26 protein-coding genes are annotated in these 24,661 nt (G+C 38.6%); 24 read left to right on the top strand and 2 right to left on the bottom strand.

Annotated elements, in window-relative coordinates; translation table 11 throughout:
- Positions 1 to 168 precede the first annotated feature (168 nt).
- From M1E96_RS21615 to M1E96_RS21555, 13 genes are all read left to right on the top strand, one after another.
- Positions 169 to 846: a hypothetical protein gene (locus M1E96_RS21615; RefSeq protein ID WP_369427589.1), complete on the top strand. Its 678-nt coding sequence runs from the start codon at positions 169 to 171 to the stop codon at positions 844 to 846.
- A gap of 56 nt (positions 847 to 902) precedes the next feature.
- Positions 903 to 1,157 (top strand): RNA chaperone Hfq, encoded by a 255-nt coding sequence (locus tag M1E96_RS21610; RefSeq protein ID WP_168697656.1) that lies wholly within the window; start codon positions 903 to 905, stop codon positions 1,155 to 1,157.
- The gene (locus M1E96_RS21605; protein ID WP_272661393.1) at positions 1,144 to 2,493 is read left to right on the top strand and encodes a DnaB-like helicase C-terminal domain-containing protein; all 1,350 of its coding nucleotides are present in this window, start codon (positions 1,144 to 1,146) and stop codon (positions 2,491 to 2,493) included. The genes M1E96_RS21610 and M1E96_RS21605 overlap by 14 nt, the downstream gene beginning before the upstream one ends.
- 80 nt (positions 2,494 to 2,573) lie before the next feature.
- Complete coding sequence (locus M1E96_RS21600; RefSeq protein WP_369114039.1) at positions 2,574 to 2,999, top strand: hypothetical protein; 426 nt, start codon at positions 2,574 to 2,576, stop codon at positions 2,997 to 2,999.
- Between the two features lie 102 nt (positions 3,000 to 3,101).
- Complete coding sequence (locus M1E96_RS21595) at positions 3,102 to 3,410, top strand: hypothetical protein (RefSeq protein WP_369427588.1); 309 nt, start codon at positions 3,102 to 3,104, stop codon at positions 3,408 to 3,410.
- Positions 3,411 to 3,630: 220 nt separating this feature from the next.
- The gene (locus M1E96_RS21590; protein ID WP_369427587.1) at positions 3,631 to 4,212 is read left to right on the top strand and encodes a hypothetical protein; all 582 of its coding nucleotides are present in this window, start codon (positions 3,631 to 3,633) and stop codon (positions 4,210 to 4,212) included.
- Positions 4,213 to 4,278: 66 nt separating this feature from the next.
- Positions 4,279 to 5,070 (top strand): hypothetical protein, encoded by a 792-nt coding sequence (locus M1E96_RS21585; RefSeq protein WP_369427586.1) that lies wholly within the window; start codon positions 4,279 to 4,281, stop codon positions 5,068 to 5,070.
- A 90-nt stretch (positions 5,071 to 5,160) separates the two neighbouring features.
- Positions 5,161 to 5,721 carry a hypothetical protein gene (locus M1E96_RS21580; protein WP_272661397.1) on the top strand — a complete coding sequence of 187 codons (561 nt, stop codon included), beginning with the start codon at positions 5,161 to 5,163 and terminating at the stop codon, positions 5,719 to 5,721.
- Positions 5,708 to 6,028 carry a hypothetical protein gene (locus tag M1E96_RS21575; protein WP_369427585.1) on the top strand — a complete coding sequence of 107 codons (321 nt, stop codon included), beginning with the start codon at positions 5,708 to 5,710 and terminating at the stop codon, positions 6,026 to 6,028. The genes M1E96_RS21580 and M1E96_RS21575 overlap by 14 nt, the downstream gene beginning before the upstream one ends.
- Positions 6,029 to 6,107: 79 nt before the next feature.
- The gene (locus M1E96_RS21570; RefSeq protein ID WP_369427584.1) at positions 6,108 to 7,421 is read left to right on the top strand and encodes a DNA ligase; all 1,314 of its coding nucleotides are present in this window, start codon (positions 6,108 to 6,110) and stop codon (positions 7,419 to 7,421) included.
- Positions 7,422 to 7,750: 329 nt separating this feature from the next.
- Positions 7,751 to 7,987 carry a hypothetical protein gene (locus M1E96_RS21565; RefSeq protein ID WP_369427583.1) on the top strand — a complete coding sequence of 79 codons (237 nt, stop codon included), beginning with the start codon at positions 7,751 to 7,753 and terminating at the stop codon, positions 7,985 to 7,987.
- Between the two features lie 57 nt (positions 7,988 to 8,044).
- Positions 8,045 to 8,494 carry a hypothetical protein gene (locus M1E96_RS21560; protein ID WP_369427582.1) on the top strand — a complete coding sequence of 150 codons (450 nt, stop codon included), beginning with the start codon at positions 8,045 to 8,047 and terminating at the stop codon, positions 8,492 to 8,494.
- A 121-nt stretch (positions 8,495 to 8,615) separates the two neighbouring features.
- Entirely contained in the window at positions 8,616 to 9,725 is a 1,110-nt protein-coding gene (locus tag M1E96_RS21555; protein ID WP_369427581.1) for a tyrosine-type recombinase/integrase, read from the top strand.
- On the opposite strand, the gene M1E96_RS21550 is transcribed toward M1E96_RS21555, so the two are convergent.
- The gene (locus M1E96_RS21550; protein WP_136134641.1) at positions 9,710 to 10,114 is read right to left on the bottom strand and encodes a helix-turn-helix transcriptional regulator; all 405 of its coding nucleotides are present in this window, start codon (positions 10,112 to 10,114) and stop codon (positions 9,710 to 9,712) included. The two genes, M1E96_RS21555 and M1E96_RS21550, sit on opposite strands and share 16 nt — an antisense overlap.
- 269 nt (positions 10,115 to 10,383) lie before the next feature.
- Between M1E96_RS21550 and M1E96_RS21545 the strand changes: the two genes are divergently transcribed.
- The 11 genes from M1E96_RS21545 to M1E96_RS21495 all read left to right on the top strand — a co-directional run bounded on the left by M1E96_RS21545 (position 10,384) and on the right by M1E96_RS21495 (position 23,109).
- Positions 10,384 to 10,599: a hypothetical protein gene (locus tag M1E96_RS21545; RefSeq protein ID WP_349481092.1), complete on the top strand. Its 216-nt coding sequence runs from the start codon at positions 10,384 to 10,386 to the stop codon at positions 10,597 to 10,599.
- A gap of 104 nt (positions 10,600 to 10,703) precedes the next feature.
- On the top strand, positions 10,704 to 13,076 hold the full coding sequence (locus tag M1E96_RS21540; RefSeq protein ID WP_369427580.1) for a porphyrin biosynthesis protein: 2,373 nt from the start codon (positions 10,704 to 10,706) through the stop codon (positions 13,074 to 13,076).
- 166 nt (positions 13,077 to 13,242) lie between these two features.
- Positions 13,243 to 14,550: an AAA family ATPase gene (locus M1E96_RS21535; RefSeq protein WP_369427579.1), complete on the top strand. Its 1,308-nt coding sequence runs from the start codon at positions 13,243 to 13,245 to the stop codon at positions 14,548 to 14,550.
- Between the two features lie 174 nt (positions 14,551 to 14,724).
- On the top strand, positions 14,725 to 18,261 hold the full coding sequence (dnaE, locus tag M1E96_RS21530) for a DNA polymerase III subunit alpha (protein ID WP_369427578.1): 3,537 nt from the start codon (positions 14,725 to 14,727) through the stop codon (positions 18,259 to 18,261).
- An 86-nt stretch (positions 18,262 to 18,347) separates the two neighbouring features.
- On the top strand, positions 18,348 to 18,782 hold the full coding sequence (locus tag M1E96_RS21525) for a hypothetical protein (RefSeq protein ID WP_349493663.1): 435 nt from the start codon (positions 18,348 to 18,350) through the stop codon (positions 18,780 to 18,782).
- Positions 18,783 to 19,043, top strand: coding sequence for a hypothetical protein (locus M1E96_RS21520; protein ID WP_349493662.1), 261 nt, complete (start codon positions 18,783 to 18,785; stop codon positions 19,041 to 19,043).
- Between the two features lie 57 nt (positions 19,044 to 19,100).
- On the top strand, positions 19,101 to 19,643 hold the full coding sequence (locus tag M1E96_RS21515; RefSeq protein WP_349493661.1) for a hypothetical protein: 543 nt from the start codon (positions 19,101 to 19,103) through the stop codon (positions 19,641 to 19,643).
- A 128-nt stretch (positions 19,644 to 19,771) separates the two neighbouring features.
- Positions 19,772 to 20,731, top strand: a complete 960-nt coding sequence (locus M1E96_RS21510) for a regulator (protein WP_369427577.1) — start codon at positions 19,772 to 19,774, stop codon at positions 20,729 to 20,731.
- Positions 20,732 to 20,786: 55 nt separating this feature from the next.
- The gene (locus tag M1E96_RS21505; RefSeq protein WP_369427576.1) at positions 20,787 to 21,731 is read left to right on the top strand and encodes a 5'-3' exonuclease H3TH domain-containing protein; all 945 of its coding nucleotides are present in this window, start codon (positions 20,787 to 20,789) and stop codon (positions 21,729 to 21,731) included.
- A complete protein-coding gene (locus M1E96_RS21500; RefSeq protein ID WP_272668694.1) occupies positions 21,728 to 21,988 on the top strand; it encodes a hypothetical protein in 261 nt (86 codons plus the stop codon). Before M1E96_RS21505 ends, M1E96_RS21500 begins: the two co-directional genes overlap by 4 nt.
- Before the next feature lie 2 nt (positions 21,989 to 21,990).
- Complete coding sequence (locus M1E96_RS21495; RefSeq protein WP_349493658.1) at positions 21,991 to 23,109, top strand: hypothetical protein; 1,119 nt, start codon at positions 21,991 to 21,993, stop codon at positions 23,107 to 23,109.
- Positions 23,110 to 23,361: 252 nt separating this feature from the next.
- Here M1E96_RS21495 and M1E96_RS21490 read toward each other — a convergent pair whose 3' ends face one another.
- Entirely contained in the window at positions 23,362 to 24,369 is a 1,008-nt protein-coding gene (locus tag M1E96_RS21490; protein WP_349493705.1) for a RepB family plasmid replication initiator protein, read from the bottom strand.
- Positions 24,370 to 24,661 lie beyond the last annotated feature (292 nt).

Genomic DNA, 24,661 nt, shown 5'->3' with positions numbered 1-24,661 from the left:
CTTTTTTTAAACATCTCTCTTTTTCTTGATATACCTACACTGCGGATTTGATTTTCGTCTCTTACACTGATATAAAATGTACTTGAATACGTACATGTCAATAGGCGATATGTAATTATGTGTTTATCTATCGATAAATTTATCCATGAAGATGATCCGCAGGAATTTATGCTTTCTTGGTCGGCGTCTGATAAAGATAAATGGGTTGTTGAAAATGTCGGCTTATCAAGGACGAAGCAAGAATTACATTTATTTCAATCTAAATGGTTCGATTACCGTCAATTACATCCTATGGATGCAACATTGTTATTCGCGGAGTCTTACAAGAAACAATACGCGCTAATTATGTCTACACACGGCAGAGAAGATTTCAGAAAAGCGCCGTATAGATCAGGACTCAAAAGAGTACCGTTTATCAAACTTTCCAAAGCAAACATCACCTCATTATGGAAAGCAAGACAGAAAGCCGACGAACTAGGTGTTGATTACAACTATTTCGTTTCAACAATGTTATCCATAGCGGCTCGTCGTGAATGGAACGAATTACCTAGACCTCAACATCTTTGGCAAGATGATTTGTTGGAAATATTCATAGACAAACATCAGAAACGTCAGGGAACGCGCTTGAATGGCTCAACATTGAGTTATTTTACAGTTAATGAATATGTGGGTGATGAAGTACAAGAAGCTCACAGACGTTATGTGATGGAGCAAATACTAAATACTCACCCTGCCAAACGTTATTTAGTGATTTATTCGGCATTGTTCTCTCTCAAATATGTCGATGAACAAATATTCAAAATGCAATTCCCCGACGACCACAAGAAAGCCTTGCGATTGCTCTAGTTTGCCTATTCAGCAATGCAACAATTAAAAAACATACAACACACAGGAAAATGAAAATGAAAAATGATTACGAGATTTTAAAGTCTCGCCTATCGTGGCTTAAATTTCATCAAATCCCAATTGAGATAGTAACTACGACTGGAAATTTTGTGCGAGGTTATATACGCAAATTTGACGATTGTTCTTTGCTATTGGATGAATCAGGCACAAATGTTCGGAGTGAATTTAAGACAATAAATTATTCAGCCATTGAGAGCGTGAAAAATAGTGATCCTATTGTTGTTAAAGGTGATTTAAATGTCGTCCTCTGAAATGGAACTTGAGCATACAGGCGTTTCATTGTCTGAGAAATTCGATGAAAATTTCCAAACGCTATTAGCGGCATATTATTGTCGTGATTATCGTTTTATCTCTCAGGCTCATGATTTAGTTGAACCAAAACAATTTGAGAATATGGCGTTGTCGTTTCTGGTAGCTGCGGCAGGACGTTTTTACAAAATGTACAAGCAGCCTCCGTCAATGCCAACATTGATAAACCTAATTGTTAACGATGCAAAAGCAAAAATTATTCGTCCTGAATATGTACCTGATGTAAAAATCGCCATATCGAAAATCAACGAAGTGAAGCTGACCGACTCACAATACATGGTCGATCAAGTTACTTTATTTGCTCGTTCGGTTGCTTTCGATAACGCCATGATAAAGGCGGCTGAGTTCAAAGATAAAGGCGACTTTGAAAAAGCCATGCAAATCATGGAAAAGGTTAAACACTTAGGCGGTAGCGGCACTAACGAAGTTTACGACTATTACGAAGAAGCTGCGACACGGTTTGAAGCGAGAACCAAAAAAGCCAGTGGAGAAGCACCACCTCAAGGTATTACTACAGGCATCAGAGCATTAGACGCCTTACTTTATCACCGTGGATGGGGTCGTAAAGAAATGACCTTATTTATGGGATTTGCAAAATCGGGTAAATCAACGGGTATGGGGGAGTTTGCAGTCAACGCCACTCTAGCCGGATTTAACGTTCTCTATGTATCTTTAGAAGTACACAAAGAGATTATTGCTGACCGTTTCGATGCCCGTCTTTCTGATACTGATATGGAAGAACTGGTTGAAAGCCGAGATCGCGTTTCAGCCAAGTTAAAGGAATTAGGCGCAACTAAACTAGGCAAAATGTTTGTCGTACAACGCCCACCCGGTTCTGTATGCCCTAACGATGTTGTTCGCATGATAGAGGGGATTATTTCAACAGGCGTTACGTTGGATATGCTTGTTGTGGACTACGCCGACTTGATGAAGCCAAACTATCGAAGCGGCGACGTTAGAGAGGATGTGAAAAACATCTATACCGATTTGCGTGCGGTTTTTGATACCTACAATGTAGCCGGTATTACAGCGTCACAAACTAACCGCGAGGGTGGTTCGTCAGAAGTCGCTACGATGAATCATGCGGCAGATAACATTGAAAAGGTTCGTATTGCGGATTTAATTATCACCATCAACAAAACAGAAGAAGAAAAAGCGAAAGGAGAGGCTCGTTTGTATATTGCAGGCTCGCGAAACCAAAAAGGTGAAGTGAGTATTCGTATCGAACAGAACCTCGATCAAATGAAATTTATTAAGCGAATTATAGATATTACCTAGTCATTTATCGTGACTCCCGATCAAGTATATATACATTAAATGCACACATATAAGCAACTGAGACAAATTGAGGATTCTTTATGTTTAACCAAGAACAAAACAAACAACCGTTTATTACTCTGGCACTATTTGCAAAGCAGTTAAAGGCGCAAGAAGCTCAATTCCATGAAATGTTAAATCAATTAAATGTAGGGGATGAAATCGCATACTTTGACCCTCGTTGCTGCATAAATTGGCATACCGGAATTTTTACTTCTCGCACTCAAAGCGGAATCCTGATTCAGAGAGAAGACGGTCAATTAATCCATTTCGCTTACTTTGAGCCAATTTCTTACCAACTACTACAACAAGAAAAAACACCTGTTGATGTATTGGAAAGCCGTTTAGCTGCACTATCTATGGATATGTTTAGAAAAATTCGTGAGCAGGGATTTAGCGAACAATTGGAAAAAGATTTTTACGGATATATGCGTAAAGAATTTGATAACGCAAAAGCTAATAGTTAACACTCCTTAGCCTATTGATAAATAGCCACAATTGTCGGTAATACTACACGGCATTTGTGGCTTTGTTATTATTAGTAAGAAGAATAATTCACGAGTCAAACCATGCGTATTAATAGCGAAATAAGGGAACATTTATCAGAGTTCGACTTTGAGCAATTTTTAGATCTCGAAGGGATAACTTATCGTAAGACTACTGGTAAAGGCGGTCTTGAGTTAAATATTCGAGAATGTCCTACGTGCGGAAACCATGATTGGAAAGTCTATTTTAATCCTAAAACTAAGGTTGGCGTTTGCTTTGCTGGTAGCCACCCGCAAGATGAACAATTTAACGTTTTTCGCTTTCTTCAAAGACATTCAGGATTGTCGGGTCGAGAATTAAGCCGCTATAGTCGAACAAGGTTGGCGACCTAAAGAACCTGAACGAGTTTTAGAAAGTTCTGTCTCTCTAAAACAAGAGGTTCAATTACCTCCGCATTATTTACTACCGTTGCCAGATGGACGAATCCCCGATTATCTTCATGAAAGAAGTATAACCCCTGAGCTAGTTAAATATTTTGACTTACGATTTATCGTAAATGGCGCTCATGTTTATTACGATTTTAGTGGTAGGGTAGCGACTCAAGATTTTTCGATGCGTATTCTTATTCCTATTTATGACTTGGCGGGTAATTTATGTACGTTTCAAGGTCGTGATATAACTGGATCTGCTGACAAAAAGTATCTATTTCCGTCCACGCTACCAGCATCAGGGCGATTTCTTTATAACGGTCATAATGCTATGGGAAAATCGACTGTCGTGTTGCTAGAAGGTGTTTTTGACGTATTCGCGGTTAAACGTGCATTATTCAATGAAGATTCTCTGCGTGATTATGTTGAGCCTGTAGGCACATTTGGTATGCACCTATCTGGTGATTTGTCTGTTGAGGGGCAAGATCAAATAGGCGGTTTTTTGGCACTTAAAGAAACGGGATTGAAAAACGTCATTTTATTATGGGATTCAGAAAAGCAAGCGGTAAGAAATACCGTCAAAGCCGCTAAAAAGCTACGATCAATAGGGTTGAATGTAAAAATAGCCGCGTTCGAGAATGAAAATCAAGACGCTGGCGGTTCAACCGATGCTGAAATTCTGAAAGCCTATTACACATCAAAGCCATTCACAGACAGATTAGCTTTGGAAATGACAATCAAAGGGCATAAAGCTATTTCAAAATAAAAAAATAGGTATTCAAATACGTATATAATATATAAGATCAACATATTAAGTTAAGGTAGAGTGAAAATGACTAAAGTAGAATTTGCGGAAAAAATAAAAAAGAATGAAATCTTTTTTAATTTAGATAGTAGCGATATGGAGACGGTTGTTGAAGCCGGTTTTTCAATTATGAATCGTGAACTAGAACGACTACTAGAAGAAAATTTCCCGTATAGCCCTAATCAGCCATGTTTACGGGTAGATTATCTTCATATTGAGAAAGATGGATCTGTTTACGAAGTTATATACGGCGTTGACATAGTGAAGAAAAGCCATGAGCCAAAATCAAAGGTGCCGCTTACTTATATGGTAGGTTTTACAGACAAGATGCTTGCTGCCGTAGCAACAGATCTCAAACAAGTCGAGCCGTTAGAGATTTTCCATACATTTGTTAAAAGCTATCAGAATCAATCCGACGATGAATATATAGATATGCCTATGGAGGAAATAGCTACTTTGTTAGATAAAGGCTCTTGCGAAAAACCTGGTATTGTTGCTTTTATCGGTAGCACCGTTATTAACATGCCAGATTACAGCGACAAGCCATACACCTCAGAAGAAATACAAGGCAAAATCAAAGATTATCAAGGCTCTGCTCTATTAACAGCTCCAAATATTAACAGCGAAACAATACTTCATGCTAATGCGTTTATGGATAATCTTATCAATCGTTCCGCAAGAGCGACCTCTAAATCAATCGCTGAGATTGGTATGATGAAAGAGCAAGCTATCTCTTACGGCATAAAAGCGGCTTCATCTAAAGTGATGGAAATTCAAATTCAATCATCACCGCTTTCTAATATGGCTGGCATGTTTTAATGCCTATTTATAATTGTTTGATACCTAATTAATTTGGCTACTATGTGCATATCTAAGTACGTATGCACATAGTTACATAAAGGGTTTGAAATGAAAAAGATAAATGTAGAAGAACATGTGATTAACCTACCAGAAGGCGTTGAAACATCTTTAATCGCAACCAACGCTTATCGAATCAAATGTGAGCCGACTGGATTCAATCAGACATACACCCTATGCCAACATATTGTAAACGCCAAGCGCAAAGGTACATTGGATAAAATGAAGTCTTGTGCGCCATGCTCTGTCGCTTTATCAAAGGTAGAGTGCCCTGCTATTCACATGATGGTCGCTGAGAAAAAAGCAGGTCGTGTTTTGTATTATGAGCATTACGATCCGTCAGTAGTCAATTTCCCCGAAAAACCAATTCGCGAAACAAAAGAAATAGCACGGTCTTGGTTTAACAAAGACATGTTAATTCCTACAGTCAAGGTTGAAGAAACCGAACGTTCGCAAAATGGCATCATGACTATCAACTCGCCTATCAAAGAATCTACAACACAAAAAGAAAATCCAAAGGTTAATTCTGCCCCTGAAAGCATAGATAACATCTACGCTGCTGGCATGAAAGAAGCCTTTAAAAATGAGAGTTCACACAATGCAACAACATAGTAAAAAAAATGCTTTAGAGGCTAAATCTTCGTATCAGCCGCAATTAAACGAACGTTGCTTTGCTCGTTTAAGAACGGCGTTGAATCCTGCTTGGATTAAATGTGATGTTTTAGCTCTGTCAGAAAACGGAATAGCGGTACGTTTATATACGAGAATAGATGATGAAGTTAACCCTGTAGATTGTTGGATAGGTAAAGATAGTGATGTATCTAACCGCACGTTGCGTCATTGGGAATTTGTCAGCATATCTCAAAAACCCGTAGTTGAAAGAGAAGATAACCAATTGTGTAATAAGGCAATTACTTAATTATTTTCTTATTTATATAATTATTTTATTTACATAGATTATTAAAACTTAAAGATTAGTTAATGAAAAGGTTAAGAAAATGAAAACAGCGTTGTACACATTAAAGAACAAACTTGATGCCATGAATGAAGTCGGCACTAATCAAAAAAAAGAATTATTGCAGGTATTAAACCCTGTAGAACGCGATTATATGCACTATATTCTTAACCCATTTATGATGTACGGAGTAAAGAAATACAACAAGCCAGAACCCCTTGAAACGAGCGAAATAACCGATGAAGAAGTAATTCTACTGTTGGACGATTTACGCAATAGAAACGTTACGGGGTCACAGGCAATTGAAGCCGTTCAAGGTATTTTGGCTAAAATGAACGAAGAAGAACAAGATATGTTTCGCCGCATACTTCTTAAAACAACGAAAGCTGGTATCGGTATATCTGTTTTTAACAAAGTATTTCCTACTTTTAAAATTCCGGTATTTGAAGTTCAGCTTGCTACAAACTATCGCGCAAAAGGCGATTTGAAATTAGAAGTTAAAAACAAACACGCTAAATTCCCGATGATTGCTCAGAAAAAATTGGATGGTATGCGGATCATCGTTAAAGTAGAGGGTGAAGATGTTGAGTTCTTATCTCGAACAGGTAATCCAGTTACAACGCTAGAACATTTAAAAGAACAAATGGTTAATCTACGCAAAGCAACCGGCTATGACACTATCTATTTTGATGGTGAGGGTGTTGTAGGCTCTTTTAACGGTACAATTTCAGCGTTAAGAAAGAAAGGTGTAAAAGCAGTTGGTGCGGAATTGTGGCTATTTGATTGGTTTTTACCTGAATGGCAACAACAAAGTGCAGATAAATCCTATGCAACTACAGGTGTCAAACTACGTGATCGTATTACTCACCTCATTGATTGGTTCAAGAAAACAGAAGTATTGCCTGATGTTAAGTTGCTACCTTTTAATATCGTCCATAGTCACGAGGAATATGTAGCACAATTCAAAGCCCGTCTTGATGCTAACGAAGAAGGCGAAATGGCAAAAGACCCTGACGCGCCCTACTATTTTAAACGCACTCGCGGTTGGTGGAAGTTAAAAGACGAAAACGAAGCAGACGGTGAGATTGTCGGATTTAAACCTGGTGATGCGGACGGGGCTTTTAAAGATACGCTAGGAACAGTAACGGTATTGCTCGAAAACGGTGTTGTGGTCGATGCTTCGGGGATTAAACATCAGTATCTTGATGAAATATGGCACAACCAAGATAAATACATGGGGCGTATTGTTAAAGTGAATTTCCACGAATTTACACCTGATGGAAGTTTGCGTCACCCTAGACTTAAATGGCCGTCATGTTTGCGTGATGATGAAGATAAAATCGGTGACAAGGAGTAGGTATTTTCATACTTACATAAATGTTTTAGTATTCTTGGGTCATCCGTACATCCTTCCATGGCTATAAATGTAGTAAGGGTTGTCTTGAAGTGTGGCGGTGTTAGACGCTTATCTTAAATGATATACATTTCAAGATACAACCTTGGTTAAACGCAGTGTGATTCGACTCACCACTCTATCATACTGCCACTTACTAACTTACTTCTCGACCGAGGTTAGTTAGCCAGTGCTAGGTGCTCCAACTCCTAATGTCAGAATGTCAGAATGTCAGAATGTCAGCTACTCAATGAAGCGCCTTTGTTGGCGCTTTATTTTTTTGAGAGGAAATAATGAATAGGCGAATTTTTCTAAAGCGATTATCTGTGCCATTGTTTTTAGCAGCACTACCTAAAGTTGCCGTTTCGCAATCAGTAAAAGGTAATGAGCTTAAAAAAACATCTTCAAATAAGTTGCCTGATTCAATAACTATCACTGGCGGCGATAAAGGAAAAGTTGCCTTTGAAAAAGATAGGATGGTTATTAAGGACAATAACGGCATCGTCAGAATTTGCATGGGCAAAATGTAATGGCGATTATTAAAGATGATTTTAGATTTTAGGGTTATGTCACATTTTGGGTTAGAAATGTGCAACAGAGAACATTTCAACAACCATTTTGTAAATATGGCTTCAAACAGAGCGAGAAGTATAGAACAAATATGCAATAGCATTAGACAGACTATCCGTGTTGTGACAAATCCTAGAACAAATCGAAGCTACAAAGTTGGCTACACGAGAGCGTTGGTTGCAAACGGGGCTAGCAACGGGAAAATCATTTTGTTGTCGGAACGGGTATTGGATGCCTTAGAAAGAAACCGTTTTTTAGCTATTCACGAAATAGTGCCCGTTTCATACGTAGCAATGAAAAATGAAATAATACCTAGTAACAAAGAGTTGCCAATTACCTATTACAAACTTATCGAAGTGATCAGTTATCTAAAACGTGCAAGAAATATTAGTTACTGCTTTGTAGAAAGAAATACAATGCGATTTTGTGACGAATTAATAACTGACAACCAAGTTCACCTTTACTGATTTAATTCACCAAAACACCTTCTTATGACTCCAGACTACATAGGTCTGGAGTCATTCTATTTTTTGACCTAATATGTAAAAAATAAATAGTAAATTTTATTGATAATAAAAGGCAAAAGTCATGAAAAATAATAGTGACGATATTAGGCAAAATCTAAAAGAATACGTAGGAAACAATACAATAACTTATATTTTAAATGTACGTAATTGTATACTTGATACATTATATAATGAGATGGGCTCCGACCTAAAAATAAAACACCTAATCATGATATGGTTAAAGATTTCCTTATTTTTAACAAGACGTAAACCAGAGATTGCGGTGTCCTCTTTGTTAGCTCATGTTATACCGTCTATTGGTGAAAAAGATATAAGACAATGCGATAAAATAACCTTTAACCGCGTATTTAATAACTTACTATCCGAAAACAAAATTAATGAGGCAAAACGGGTGTTTGCATTGTGCAAACAATTCTTAACTTGGTGCGAACACCAAGGGTACATTGAGGTTAGTCCTCTAGCCTCAATGACCCGAAAGGATGTAGGCGGCAAAGCTGCAGAACCTCGATCTCGTGTTCTGTCTGATGCTGAAATATGGTGTTTCTGGCATGGACTTGATATGTGGGATTTTAGCGAACAGGTTCGTTGGGGGTTGAGATTATGCCTCGTGAGCGCAAGGCGACCTGATGAAGTTTTTAGAGCTAAAAAATCTGAATTTAATCTTGATTCAAAACTATGGCGACAAGGTAATAGAAATAAATCAAGGAGAGATCATACATTGCCAATCAGCCCACTTATGGAGCTTTGCGTCAGTAATCTCTTTGCCGCATCACAGAATAGTGAATGGCTTTGCCCTTCTTCAAAACAGCCTAATACCGTCATTTCAAAAGGAGCTGCGGCACAAGCAATAAGACGCATGGTGCGTGACACGCAACACTTTGGGTTACAAGAATTTATGCCTCGCGACCTTAGAAGAACCGCGAGAACAAAACTCGCGGAGTTAGGTGTTCAGAATGACGTTTCGCGTAAAATAATGAATCATGCACTTGAGGGTATTGATAGGGTTTATGACCGCTATAATTATCTCGACCACATGAAATCAGCATTAGATATGCTTTCCGCTAATATTAGAGAAATAATTGATGCGGATAGTTATAGAGGTTTGATGCACGACTACGAAAAAGGCGGCTTGATTCTGCCGCCTACTTCGAAGATTTATTGTTCAGATTGAGAGTTGATATTTTTAAGAAATTCATCGGCTTTCATTTTAGCTAATGCAGGATCTTCAACTTCCTTGCCTTTAAACTTACGGTAATTTTCGAGAACGATTTTTTCATCCTCTGAAATTACCTCTGCATTTCTGCTATAAAGATTAAACAAATCAGGGTAACGTGATTGCATAACAACACGGAACAATGTTCCCTCGTCTATAGACAACACCTTTGCAAAAATTTCAATCTTTTCAGGTGGAAATAACATTTTTCCAGACTTCAACATCGAGATATTGTTATGAGATGAATAACCCACTTCCTCGGCTATTTGAGTTTGCGATTTCCCGCTTGCAATAATAGCAGCGGTTAAAAAATCACCAATAACATTCTTGGTTTTATCTTTTGACATACGTTTTGCCTTTTATTTTTTGTAATGTTTTACTGTATGTAAATATACACTTTTATCATTGTATAAGTAAATAGATATAATATTTCACCCGACAGAAACCAGCTTTTTTATATAAAAAAAACTAAATAAACACGACCAAATACGAACATTACTTGTTTTCATTAAGCCTATTTCTTTTATTAAAATAGATATATATAATCCGCCTTACAAATTATTACATTTTATTTCATATTAATGTAAGTATATAAATACACACAAAGAGGCAAACCTTGAAAGCATTAACACATATTCTCAATGGGCTTAACATTAATGATTCTTATGATGCAAACGAGGCAGAGCTTACACTTCTTCTTGAAAATCAAGAGGTAGGGTTGCAATTAATATCATTAAATAACGATGTAATTATCCACATCTTTGAAATTATGCAGACAAAATTTGTAATAGTTGATACGGGCACTAAACGAATCATTTTCCGTACTGCTTAACGCAAGTACCTACCATCTATAGAGCGTATAGCTTGAGTGCCTATACGCTTTTTTTATTATACAGATCTCGAAAAACACACAAAGCTAGTAAATTAGGAATATCAATGTCAAAAAAACGTGAGATTAGACCCGAAGTTCTTAACTTTAGAGAGTCTGTACAAACAGTTGTCGGCTTACTTGCTGCAAAAAAAATACGAGTAGTTGACTTTGGTAATGAAGCCTATTGTGCTTATAACAAAAAAACAGGCGAGCTAGAGTACATAAATATTCCATCAATACCAGATACGGCATCAGACGATTTACTTACTGCTATTCGTGGCTTTATCGATCATGAAGTTGCTCATGTACTTTTTACTGATATATCAATAAGTAAGCTGATGGAAGGGAAGACAGCGCATAGCTTATGGAATGTAGTAGAAGATACATTCATTGAGCGCAAAATGGGTAATTTGTTCCCCGGTAGTCGGAAGCATTTATTGCAAACCCAAAAGCACCTAATTGATAGTTTCTTTAATAATAAAATTCAAGAGTTTATAGATCATTTCGGTGACAACACCAAAGACCTTTTCTTAGCTGCATTCTTCATGCCTGTATCGAGAGCGTATTGCGGTCATACGCCATTTATTGATTTTATGGAAAGTCATTGGTGGCGGTTCGATGAACAGATTTCAATATTAGAATCAATTAATTACAAAGAAAGAATAAATAAAATTACAAAATCTGAAGGTGCTGCAAAACTCGCAATTGATGTAATAAAAGCGTTTAGACTTGCTGAGGAAAAGAAGAAAGAAGAACTTAAAGCCAAAGAAACGCCAGAATCCAAAAAAACGGAAGATGAAAAAGAAGACGCATCTGATACCGACGATAAAGGTATGGATTTATCTACTGACGAAAGTAAAAAAGATAAGTTAGAAGAAAAAGGTAAACCAGAAGATTCAGAAGAAGAAGTTGAACCTGATTTACCAAAACATGAACCTACAGAATCAGAGCCAACTAAGGCGGAAGATAAAACCGATTCGGAAGATGAATTTGAACCGGATTTGTCTGAACACGGAGAAGAAGAAGACGATTTACCACCTTTAGAGCCGGATTCATCCTCAAAATCAGCAGAAGACTCCACCGAATCAACCAAAGACTCAACAATAGATCGGGAGTCAGATACAAAGACAATCGAAGACAACCCTTCTGATTCTGATTCCGGTTCTGATTCTGAATCTATAGATGAATTTAGCGGTGACACTTCTCATAGTGGCGGTGAACATGGCGATTCTGAGTCTTCACCCGATGAACTAGATACGGGTAGAGAAACATCTACCACGGAAAGCTCCGATACGCCTAGCTCAGAAGAAACGCCTTTAAGTGAAACAAGTAGTGGAAGTGAAGACAGTGAAGACGGCGAAACGCTGACTGACGAGGACATGAAAGAGTTTGATGCGCCTGATGCGCCTGAAACTTTGAGTACGGAAGACGTAACCAAAGATATGATTTCGGACGAACTAAAAATGGTATCAAAATTCGATTATAAGCCTTACTCGCGGATTAACGATTTTATGGGACCGTTAGAACAGGCAGAGGAATTTATTCGCAAGTCGCCAAAATCAATAGGTGATAGCAAATGGCGTGATTGTAGCCCCGACCATTATGTATTTAATGAGAAAATAGGGCTTATTTTGTTTAGAAAATACATTGAGCCTATGCTCACTACTAAATCTAAAACCTTAGCCAAAGACCTAGAAAGGGTTATAGCGAGTAAAAATCGAGTTCAAAAGGTTAACGGATTAAGGAAAGGGAGAATTAATTCATCAAGCCTATGGAAAATCACCTGCCCGTCTATTAATGATGATCGCGTGTTCTCAAAAAAACTCGAGCATCGTGCTGTAAACGCTGCGGTTCAGTTAGTTGTAGATTTATCTGGCTCTATGGATGGTAGACGTATTTGTCTAGCTCTAGCGTCGGCTTACGCGCTTTCTGATGCGTTAGACAAAATTAAAGTACCAAACATCATTACTGGTTTTACAACAGTAGGTATGTTTGATAATGCCGATAGCGCAAGTCGTTACGAGCCTTTGTTTATGCCTATACTCAAAAATTGGAATGAAAAAGTTAACTCAACTACCTGCATGGCTCGTTTGGGTTTTGTGTGCGATAGATTGCCATTAGCAAACAATGCAGACGGTGAATGTATTCTTGCTTTATCACAACACCACAACGGACGAACCGAGGATAAACAAATTATGTTTGTATTGTCTGACGGTGCTCCGTGTGCCGCTGGTTCTGGCTTTTCAAATCATTTGTTGGATGTTGTCGAGTTTATTACCAAAAAAACAAATATCGACATTCTGGCGGTAGGAATACAAACCGAAGCCCCGGCGCGTTTTTATCGTCACCATACTAGCGTTAGTTCGGTTGATGATTTACCTAAAACAGTAATTACCTCGATCCGCGATTTATTACTAGGAAACTTCACTGGTTTTTAACTAAAACCACAAAAATCGAATGCCGCGCTCCCATAATATTTATATAGATTTTTATTCAAAATATTAAGATTTATGGTAGGTATTCGAATACATACCTAGTTTATTTATATAAGATATATATAAGTTTTAAAAACAACAACACAAACAAATTAAGGGTTTCAGAAAAATGTCAAAAGTCGCGGAAGAAAATGATATCAAGCCAATTCATTGTGCATGGTGCGGTAAACCAGAAGTGTTTATGAAAATTCACTTTTCACCGAAAAATGACGACGGTAGTTTGAAGTGTTTAAACCATCCTAAATACCCCAACGGTGAGCCTATGAGTCCTGACGATGCTTTAGCTCAATACAAAGCAACGTTTCCAAGTGAACCTACGATCTCACCATCGGCTTATAAAGCGGCTCAGAAAAAACGTGAAGAATCAGAACGTCTAAAAATGGCTACAGCTTCGGTAGCAGAGACAGAAAGCAAAACAATCGACGAAACTAAAGAGGCGACGGTGACACCTATTCATGGTCATTTAGGCGAAACAAGTTACACCACTGAAAAAGCGGCGTTGTATGAAGTATTAAAAATGCCCGAGGGTTCAATTAATAACGCAATGGGTAAACCTATTGTCACAGAGGTGTTTTTAAACCGTCCTTTTCCTGAGTTTGTGCCTGACGTTAACGATAGTTACGTTTTTAACGATGTTGAGTTAATTAAAGACGTCATTATGTCATTCACAACCGGTATGCCAGCGTTTCTATGGGGTCATGCAGGAACAGGGAAAAGTTCTCTACCAACGCAGATTGCAGCGCGTCTAGGTCGTCCTTTAATTCGTTCTCAACATACAGCTTCAACAGAAGAATCGCATATTACAGGTCAAATCCTTGCAAAAGATGGACGTACTTATTTTGAGCCTGGTCTTTTGACCTTATCCATGAAGCACGGATTTATTTATCTTGCTGATGAATACGATTTTGCCTATCCGCAAATTCTGTCTTTGTATCAACCAGTGTTAGAGGGTGAGCCATTAATCTTGAAAGAAGCTACCCCTGATTGGCGTAGGACTGTTAAACATAAACACTTTGCATTTATCGCCACTGGCAACACAAACGGCTCAGGAGATGAAACAGGATTGTACCAAGGCACAAACCAACAGAACGCCGCCAACTTCTCACGATTCGCTATCGTGTCAAAAGTTGAATACATGCCACAACATCAAGAAATTGCCATATTGATCGCTCACGGCATACCTGAAAAATTAGCCAAACAGCTAGTAAATTTTGCCAAGCGTTGCCGCGAAGCCTATGAGTCGCAAGAAATCTCACAACCTATCGGACCTCGTGAATTGTTAAATGCAGGAAAGATCGGTGTTATGCGTGGCGATATGCTACTTGGTTTGAAGAAAGCCTATATCAACAAATTACCGTCTGCATCTGCTCTTGCTGTTACCGAGTTTGCGACTCGTATATTCGGGGCTGCTGCATGATTGGGTGTTTTGGCTCAATAACAACGGCTTCAACTAAATCAACTGTATGTGCGGCATGTCCGCACATAACGGCTTGTCATGAAGAAGCGAAGAACACTCTCATATCCATTTTCGGTAATTTTTCAGGCTTTCCAACAGATAGTGACGGAAAACGAATTAAGAAGGGTAAAAAAGATGCAAGCGTTACTAGCTAGAACGGACTTCTCATTAGGTGAATCAACGCTAAAGGCAGTGAATGCGGTGCGGATCGCAAAGGAAAAGGGTTACAAGGCAATAATCACATCCGACACCATGAATATATCTGCTGTTATTCCAATGCAGCTTGAGGCTGGTGAGGACGTTTCTGTCATATTAGGTTCTCGTTTGTTTATCGTTGATAACCCATTTTTGGAACATGAAAACAAACTACGCAAAGAAACTGGCGAAACGCAATTACCTGTTAATCGTGATTATGGCTACTCACTTATTGCCATGGTTAAAAATGAACAGGGTTTTTCCGACCTTTGTACATTACTTAGCAGTGGTTATGATCGTAAACAATTTCATAAGACACCTCGACTCGATTTTAAACAGGTTGTAGAAGCATACAAAAAAGGCAATCTTGTTTTAATGACTTCGGATATTGATAGCATATTTCGTCGCCGTGACAGCGTAACTCTATTAAAAGAATTAGCTGATATAAACCGTGATGATTTGTACTGCGCTACCTATCCAATGGAATCACCGTATTTTGATCAAATTAACATTAAATCAGCCATAGCCGCTAACGAGTTGTCTTTAAATCGAGTCGCATTTTACCCCGCTTATTATGAAACAAAAGACGATGCCACCTTAAAAGATGTCGCTTATCAAATATGTAACAACGTAAAGTCAGATCAGATCCACCGGATGCGAGTACCTTATGTACGCGACAACGAAGTTAGCGACCGCATACACTTACTTAAAAACTTGAAAGCGTTTTGTCTACGAACTGATGTAAAAATCTCGCCTGATATGGTTTCAACTAAGCAGGATGAAATAATCAACAAGTGTCAATATCGCTGGCACCCGATGAAAGCTGCATTGCCTAAAATGGCAGAAGATGAACCGACAACATTAAAGAAAATGGCTGCTGATGGTTTAAGGGCGAAACTAACTGGTAAATCATTTGGGTACACGCCTAAAAAAGAATTGTGGTCTGTTTATATCGAACGTCTTAAATATGAATTAGAGATCTTAACGAGACTAGGGTTCTGTGGTTATTTTTTAATGGTTTCAGATTTAATGCAACATGCCATTAATAATGATATTCCTGTCGGTGCTGGTCGTGGTTCTGTGGGCGGTTCATTGGTCGCTTGGTGTGTTGGTATTACAGACGTTGACCCGATACGACACGGTTTGCTATTTGAACGTTTCATCAATCCTGAACGTTTAGACTTACCCGATGCCGACTTGGACTTTTCCCAATCTAAACGCCACCTTGCGATTGAATATTTATATAAAAAATACGGTGAAGATTACGTTGCAGGAATCGTTAACTATTCGTACTTAAAAGCAGCTTCGGCAATACGAGATTCCGCACGTATTTTTAATGTGCCAGCGCAAGATTTGTCAGTTTCTAAAGACGTTAGTTTCATTTCAAAAGAAGGCGACGATTTCACACTTGAAGAATTGCGTGAAGAATTAGCATCACTCGATAAATATGCCGAAAAGCACCCTAAAGCCTTTGAAGCCGCCTGTAAATTAAAAAGTCTTATGCGTAGCTATGGTCGTCACGCTGCGGGGATGATTGTATCAAGTGTACCAATTCGCGAACGTGCAGTTATTGAGTTACGCGGTAACGAGCGTGTGATTAATTGGGATAAACGTCACTGTGAAGATATGGGATTAATTAAGCTAGACGTTTTAGGCTTGGCTACTCTCGATCTGCTTCATTTAGCTGTTAGCTATATTGATGAACGTTTCGGGGTAGGTACGGTAAAAATAAGTGAAGTTTCTTTGGACGATCCAAAGGTTATGAATAACTTTGCTTCGGGGAAAACAAAAGGTATTTTCCAGTTAGAATCAGCCCCTATGCGTAAGTTGCTGAAAGACTTAGGTAGTGGCGTTGACCCTATTTCGTTTGAAACTGTAGTTGCAACAACCGCATTGTTCAGACCGGGACCGATTCAATCAGGTATGTTAGATACCTTTGTTCAGGTTGCAAAAGGTTACGCTGCTCCGCAATCTTTACATCCTCGTTTAGACGAGCTAACCAAAGAAACTAACGGCGTTATTCTTTATCAAGAACAAACGATGAAAGCGGTTCAGATTCTAGGTGGGTTTACACTTGCTGAGGCTGATGGAGTTCGTAAAGCTATCGGTAAAAAAGATGCCTCGAAAATGGCAAAAATGGGGGAGCTATTCAAGGCTCAAGCTGGTGCTGGATGGATATCGGTAGAGTTTGAAGACGGTTCAACTCAATCAGTTCATAGAGCAGAACATTGGAAATGTGGTGATGTGAAATTAACTGCCGAGAATGCGCTTAAATCGGGTGTTGAATTGACGATCAACGGAAAAAGAGTGATTGGTATTGTCGCGGGTTCTGAACAAGCCGGATTAAGCGAAGAAAAGGCAAATGAGATTTGGGATGCCTTAGAAAAGAATGGTGCATATCAATTTAACAAATCACACTCCGTTGCCTATACGCTTATCAGTTATCAAGCTATGTGGTTGAAAACATATTATCCAGCCGAATTTTTTGCCGCTGCTTTGACAATATTGGGTGAAGATAAACATCAAGACTTGGTATCTGATGCGGTCGATTACGGTATTTCAATCATGCCGCCTGATATTAATATTTCCAGCCAAAGAATAGAGATCCGCGATATTGACGGATATCCCGTTCTATTTGCCCCTTTCAGCGCAATTAAAGGGTGTTCGTCAAATGGCAGTAATGCAATAGTTGAAGCTAGAAACAAAGTCGGTGGTAAATTTACCAGCAAAGAAATGTTTATTGAGGCTGTCAACAAGCGCTCGTGTAACTCTCGCGTGATTGAACATCTTGAATTGGTTGGTGCATTCGCCAGCATTACACCAGATGCCCCACCAGCAACCGACGAGTCGCGTCGAAAAAGCCAAGCTGAATTAATGGGTAATTTAATTATAGAAGCCGTCAAAACGTCTCGTAAATTCGTTATGGATGAAAAGACAAACGCAAATATCAATTTATTGATGAATCGTATCGCGGCTGAAACAGGTCTTGGAAATAACCTTGTAAGACCGAAGACAGGAAGAAAGCCTAAATTTATGATCGTGCTTGACGGCGCGAGTAAGTCTGATGCTTCAAGTTGTATATTTATGGAGTCGGGATATAACGAATTTAAGGCGATATTAACAAATGCAGGTTTCTTACTTGGTGATATTTACATTACAGGTGTAATGAAGAAAGCCAAAGATGAAGGCTCTAAATCCTATTCAAAAGAAGATATATCAGCATTCACGGAATATATGAAATCTGAGATTGAGTTAGCTAAACCAACCTACATTATGGCTTGCGGAAGCATGGCTGCGTCTCTTTTCAACAACAAATCTAAACCCTCTGATTTGATTGGCAGAAAAGAATACTTTGCGGAAATGGATGCAACTGTTTTTTACGCTTTCAACCCTAATATCTTGTATTTCAGACCAGAGGAAGACGAGAGACTAATTAAAATAGTCAATGAATTAGCCACCGCAATTGAAGCCTCTTAAAATAAAACTAAGCCGTTCAGTTGTTATTTATTCCCTAACTGAATGGCTTATTATCTTTGTAAATCAACAAATAGTAATAAATCGACATGACACATAAGAACCTAGAAATCAACGATCTCGTTCGTGAAAAAGCAAAATTTATGATAATGGCTTCACCTTTTGGTGAGTTTATCTCTGCCGCGACAACATTAGAAATAGCAAAACAATTCGCTGTTATTGATGGTGTTAGACAAAATCGGAAATTGAGAGCCGTGGCAAGGGAATTACTAAAATCGTGTACGCTAGACGAGTTACGCCGCCTTTTAATCGACTTATCTTCAAGTTCAAACACTGAAAAAGCCTTTAACGCCATACTTTCTTATCGAGACGCTTTCATTCAATCGGCTGAAAATCGTGTTGCGTCAATGAATTTATTCATCGGCGGCGATTTGGACGATTTGGTTGCGAAAGGTGTGCCCGTTGAAGAATTGAAGCAAAAGATAAAAGAATTTAGACAACAAACATATTCAAAGGTGGCGTAAATGGCTACAGCAACATTGAAGTTAACGTATTTTAAGCCTAGTGGTAAGTATTACAGCGAGGGTGAGATTGAAGTTGATAGCTCAACCGATTGGAATACTTGTATTGAATTGGTGAGATTTCGTTTTGAAGGTGCTTGTTTGCCTGGTCTAGTGACGGGGACTAAGAATTATATTGTACATGTTAATAGCGACAACCATCCATCAGCTTATCCCGCAATCATAACGAAATCACTTCGTCATTGTTGCACTTTAATAGATTAGATTTACGAACAATAATAGGTACTCACTTACCCAATTAATATTATAAAGGTTAACAGGATGAAAGAAGAAAATCGTAATCCAAAGCAGATCATCATTGAACAAATCACAAAAGAATTAAGTACAAATTTAGATGATCTGGATTCGGTATGGACTAACCATCCAATTTTACTAATTCGTTATGGTGCAAAGCAAGCGGAGGCAGAACGAATTGTCTCAGAAGAAAAAAATCGAATCGAGGGGCTTGAATCAGCACTGTATTCGCTAGTCAGAGCCGCAAGGAATATGAATGGCACTAAAACCTCGGAATCATCGGTTGAGGCAATGGTAAAGCAAATTGAACGTCACTATTCCGATGATGATATTGGTGTTTCTCTAAAAACCACCTTTATAGACGAACTACCTGAACGAGTGGAAGTTATAGCAAAAACACTGGTTAAGGCAAGAGCGCGTTACAACGAAACGAAAGAATTGTCCGATATCTACAAAGCAGCAGTGGAGGCATTAAAACATCGCCGAGACATGATTGTTCAGGCATCTAAAAAAGCAATTCTCGACTATGAAATTTTAGGTTCGGGAACTTTTAGCGGCAAAAAACCATAAACCTTTAAAAAAAACTTTTACGTATGTATTTACTGATCTATCATCTTTAAACTTTAAATCGTCAAACGAAACAAAAGTACCAAACAGATAAAACAAATTAAATTAACTAAACAAATTAAGGATCTTAAATGTCAAACTTACTCGCACTTATCAAAGGTAAACGTCAGGAAATTGCCGCCAAACGTCTAAGTCGAAATCTAAACACATCCAAGCCACCTCTAGGCATCAGCTACTTACGTGTTTTCCCAAATCCAGCAAACCCAGATGATGTTTTTTACCAAGCATTCGGTATGCACTTTGTTAAAACAGTTGAAGCGGGTAAAGAAAAGAAAGTTGCTGTACTTTGCAAAAGCGCAACTCATGACGAGGCTTGCGAATTGTGTGAAGGCATTATGGAAGCAAAAGCAATCCATAAAGGCAACAAGCCAATGGAAGAAACAATTTCTGAAATTCGCGCTAGTCGTCGTTTCTTAATGAACGGCACAATCACACCGACACCTGATATCACCACTGCGGAAAAAACTGAACTTGTTGAATTACCGCAAACCGTTTTTGAAGATGTGTTGAAGTTGATTGAAGAAGATATGACTGATGAAATCGGTGAGCCATTATCAGCGGAAAATGGTTATTGTTTCAAAATCAATCGTACTGGTTCAGGTCGTGATACTGAATACTCCGTTTCACCATCACGCAAAGATGGGAAAATGGCTATCCCTGTAAAACTCATGGCTGAAACACATAATTTACTTGAGTTTGCCAACTCTCAATTCGACATTAACAAAGCGTCACAAGTAGCAAAAGCGATTGGTGCGGTTACTGGCGTTTCTATTGGTATCAGCTCCACACTATCACTACCTGCTACGGGTACTGACGGTACAGCAGCGTTGCCGGGCTTTTCTTCTACAACAACGACAACTGCGGCAGCAGAAGCAGCGGCAGAAGCAGCGGCAGAAGCAGCGGCTGTTGAGTATAAAGCACCTGAAACAGCAACTTTACCTGATCCTGAACCACCTGTTGCAACACCAACTGGTGAAGCGGTCAATCAGGACGACCTTGACGACATGATGAAAGAATTAGCAGCACTTTAATCTTTTATTTGGCAACGAAAAGGCGCATTCGTGCGCCTTTACTATTGGTGACATTATGAACCTATTATTAATAGACGCCCACAGTCAAGGCTATTACCACCAGCAATCAGCCGCTACGTTAAAAGTTGGCGATTTAGAAACTCAAGCTATTTACAACATGCTACGAAGCGCAAAGCGATTTGCATCTATTCAAAAGTGCCGCGTTTGCGTTCTATGGGATGGAAAGCCAGTCAAGCGTAATACTCTTTTCCCTGACTATAAAACACGCCTGCCTAATCCTGATATGGAAGTTATGAAAGAGAAATTTAAGGCGCAACGTCCTTACATTCAACGCGCTTTCTCTTACTTAGGTATTCAACAATTCTTTGCAGAAGACGGTGAGGCTGATGATTTAGCGGGTCTTTTGGTTTCGACTGAAATCGACAAATACGATCATATTTATCTACTTTCGGGCGACGGTGATTATAAACAATTGATTGGCGAAAAAGTTTCTTTCATCAACCAACGCACCGATGAAATTATCAGAATGGAAAATTTCTTTGATGATACAGGTTATCACACACCTTTAGCCTTTGTTCAAGGTAAAGCACTTCATGGTGATAGCTCCGATACAATACCGGGTGTTGGCGGTATAGGTGAAAAAGGTGCAATGGAGTTCTTAGCTGAGTATGGTTCTGTTGCTGAAATATGCCGTCTTGTTCGCGCTGGTACGGAGTTAATGAAAAACCGGTCACGCAATGCTTTCGTTAATTTAGCAAACAACAAATTTAACGAAAAACAGGGCATGGGGATGTTGGATATTTTCAAGCGCAATCTAAAACTAATGATGCTGCGAGGCTGTCCGTTAAAGCCTGACACTATCACAGAAATTCCGATGGATTACGATCCTGAAAAATTCAGAAAACTTATGTTAGAGCTAAATTTTCAAACCATTTTAGAAGATTTAGAGGTTTTTTATACCCCGTTCGACCGCTATGGCTTAAAAGGTAAATCCGCATGATCACTTCACTAATCAAACGAAAAATTACCGTTACACCGACAGATTTGGCGAAAGAAATTATTGCTCTTTACGGTCGTAATGGATTGGCGCGTGTTCGTTCTATTTTGAAAGAAAATGAAATTGCGGTCACGGAACGAGAACTTGCTACCGTTTACAAGCATTGCATCACTATTCATAACCGTGTTTGTAAAGTGTGCAGCTTAGAGCTGATTGAACCTAATGTCTTAGAAACAATATACCCACTAGAGGCAGCGTAATTATGGCTAAAGATACTAAAGCGGCTATGCGGAATTTTTTTAAGAAAAACGTAAAGAAAAACGCTGAACATCAACATGTTTCTATCTGGCTTGATACTGGTATGCCTCATTTCAACAAAGCCATTTCAGGAAAATACACTGGCGGTTTTCCATGTGGACGTATTACTGAAATCTTTGGTTGGGAATCTAGCGGTAAAACTTATGTAGCGACACAAGCAATGATTGCCTGTCAAAAAATGGGTGGCGTTGCAATCTTTATGGATCATGAAAAGAGCTTTGATTCTCAATTAGCGGCGAAATGTGGGTTAAATGTGGGTGATGATGGTAACTGGATTTACCAGCACCCTAAAACGTTTGAAGAATCTATTATCTATGCGGGGAACATCATTAAGCAAATACGTGACGAGAAGATTATTGAGCCTGAAACGCCTATAACTTTAGTCTTTGACTCCCTCGCGTCGATGATCCCAAAACAGCTTTATGAAAAGATGATGAATAAAGCTGACGGCAAGAAATCGAAGAAAGATGATGTGAACATGAATGACAACACAGCCTTAGCACGTTGTACTTCAACCTATTTTCCAACATTAGCTAGTTGGGCGAGTGATTTTAATGTGTGTATGTTATTCCTTAATCAATGCCGTCAAGATATCGGGGTTGTATTTGGCGATAATACAAAAGCTGCTGGCGGTAAATCACCTGCGTTCTATGCTTCATTACGCATTCAGTTATCTAAGGCTCAAATTAAAGATAAGGGAACAAATGAGCGTGTTGGTGACGTTGTAACAGCAAAAGCGATTAAAAATAAAGTAGCTCCACCGTTTAAAACCGCATCGTGGAATTTCTACTATGATACCGACATTGGCATTGATTCTACCGAATCTCTTGTTGATCACATGTTGGCAATTGGTTATTTGAAAAAAGACTCTGCGGGTAAAATTCTTCTTAACGAAAAATCGTACTCGCGTAAGAATATCATTGATAACTTTAAACTAATTGAGAAGCATCGAATCGTTGAACTGCTAGAAAAATGGCATACCGAAAACGCTGAAAAAGCTGATGCCGCAATGGATATGGATAAAGAGGATATACCAGAAGAAGAACCAGAAACGGAAGAATAACAATTGTGACTGCTCCTCGCCCTGTCGGGCGAGGGTTTGCGGCGTTTTTTGCTAATATGGAAGAAATCTATTGATAGAACCACTGTAGAGAGAAAAAGTATACCGCCTATAGTGATCAAAGAAAGTCAAAAGAGTTCATGCCATATAAGAAAACTAAACAATATGCATAACAAAAAGAAACGACCACTATAAAGAGAGATACCCCTTATAGTGGTCGTTTCTTTTGTACTGTTTACAGTGGTCTTTTGATTCTTATTTCTTTGATTTTCTGAGCTTTTCCAATAATTCTAGTTCTTCTCTCGTGAGTTCTGCCAAAACGGTATTCTCACTGTCTATAGTGGTCTTGCTCTCTTTAGTGGTCTTTGCTTTTTTAACCGTTTTAATAGGCTTAGTTTTCTTTAGCTTAGGTGTTCTCTCATGGATCATGAAGTAAACGGAGTTACCTTTCTTTGTTTCTGTACAGTCCAAATAGCCTATCTCTTTAAGCTGCTCTAAAGCTCTCCTAACAGTCGCGTTCTGAGTGTTGACTCTAGATTGCAAATTTAACCGCGCTCTAAGCCTCGCCATTGAGATAGGAACAGGATTAGGGGGTAAGCTTTCAATAAATGTATAAAGAGCCTGTGCGCTCTCCTTTCGCGCTAATTCATTGATTGCTCTTAATTGCAGTAATACCTTGTGATCAAATTGATATAATTCAAAAATTTTAGGGTCAGCTTGAATAGTTACAGTATCAGCTTTCATATCGTAATAAGCGGATTGTACGAGGTGGGTATGATAAGCCTTTGAATCATTGGTGAAAGATAGTGTAGTAGAGACTATTCTACGCAGTGATTCATCTAATCTTTCCCTTAATCTTTTAGAAGATCTTGCAGATGGAATGCCGCATAGTTTTACGAAATCTATAAATTTAAGTGTCACTTTATCACCGATTACCCGGTGTTTAGCAAACGAATGGATGATACCTACCCATGTCTTAAAGTCGTTATCCATATCAAGACGCTCACCAGTGATCTTGATATTTGTATATCCCTCTGATTTTGCAAGGGATAGTTGTTTCAATTCTTCCGTAGCGTCCATAACTGACATAGAATTTCGTTTACTACGGTTTGTTGATTTTAGGGTAGGAACAAACAACCCCAACCGCATTAGAGCAACGGGCTGTACCGTGTTATTTGTATTAGGTGTTAATACGATCAATTCACCTGTATCTTTGTTTAACTCTGCAAAAGCTGAAGCAAACTCATCGTTAGGTATTGATATATCAGTCACTTTTTTCCCCAAGCAATTCCTATCACACTCTCTACAGAGTGTCTATTATTGCTTCCCATAGTAGTCATGTCACTGTTTATAGCGGTTTATTTACTCTCTATAGAAGTCATTGTACTTACTATAGTGGTCGAATAATGTCATAACGAATTGATAAACCATACAAAAAAAGACAAGGGATCTTGTGGTACTTATGGAACATTTTAGATCTTATTATTGGATCTGTATTGTTGATATGTTGAAAACAGGCTTGTGTATAAAATAATTCTTCACTCTCTATAGTGGT

The organism is Providencia sp. PROV236 (assembly GCF_033676985.1).
Classification (GTDB): Bacteria; Pseudomonadota; Gammaproteobacteria; order Enterobacterales; family Enterobacteriaceae; genus Providencia; species Providencia manganoxydans.
Note: the sequence above shows the minus strand (reverse complement) of the source record. Positions and strands in the feature narration are given on the sequence as shown.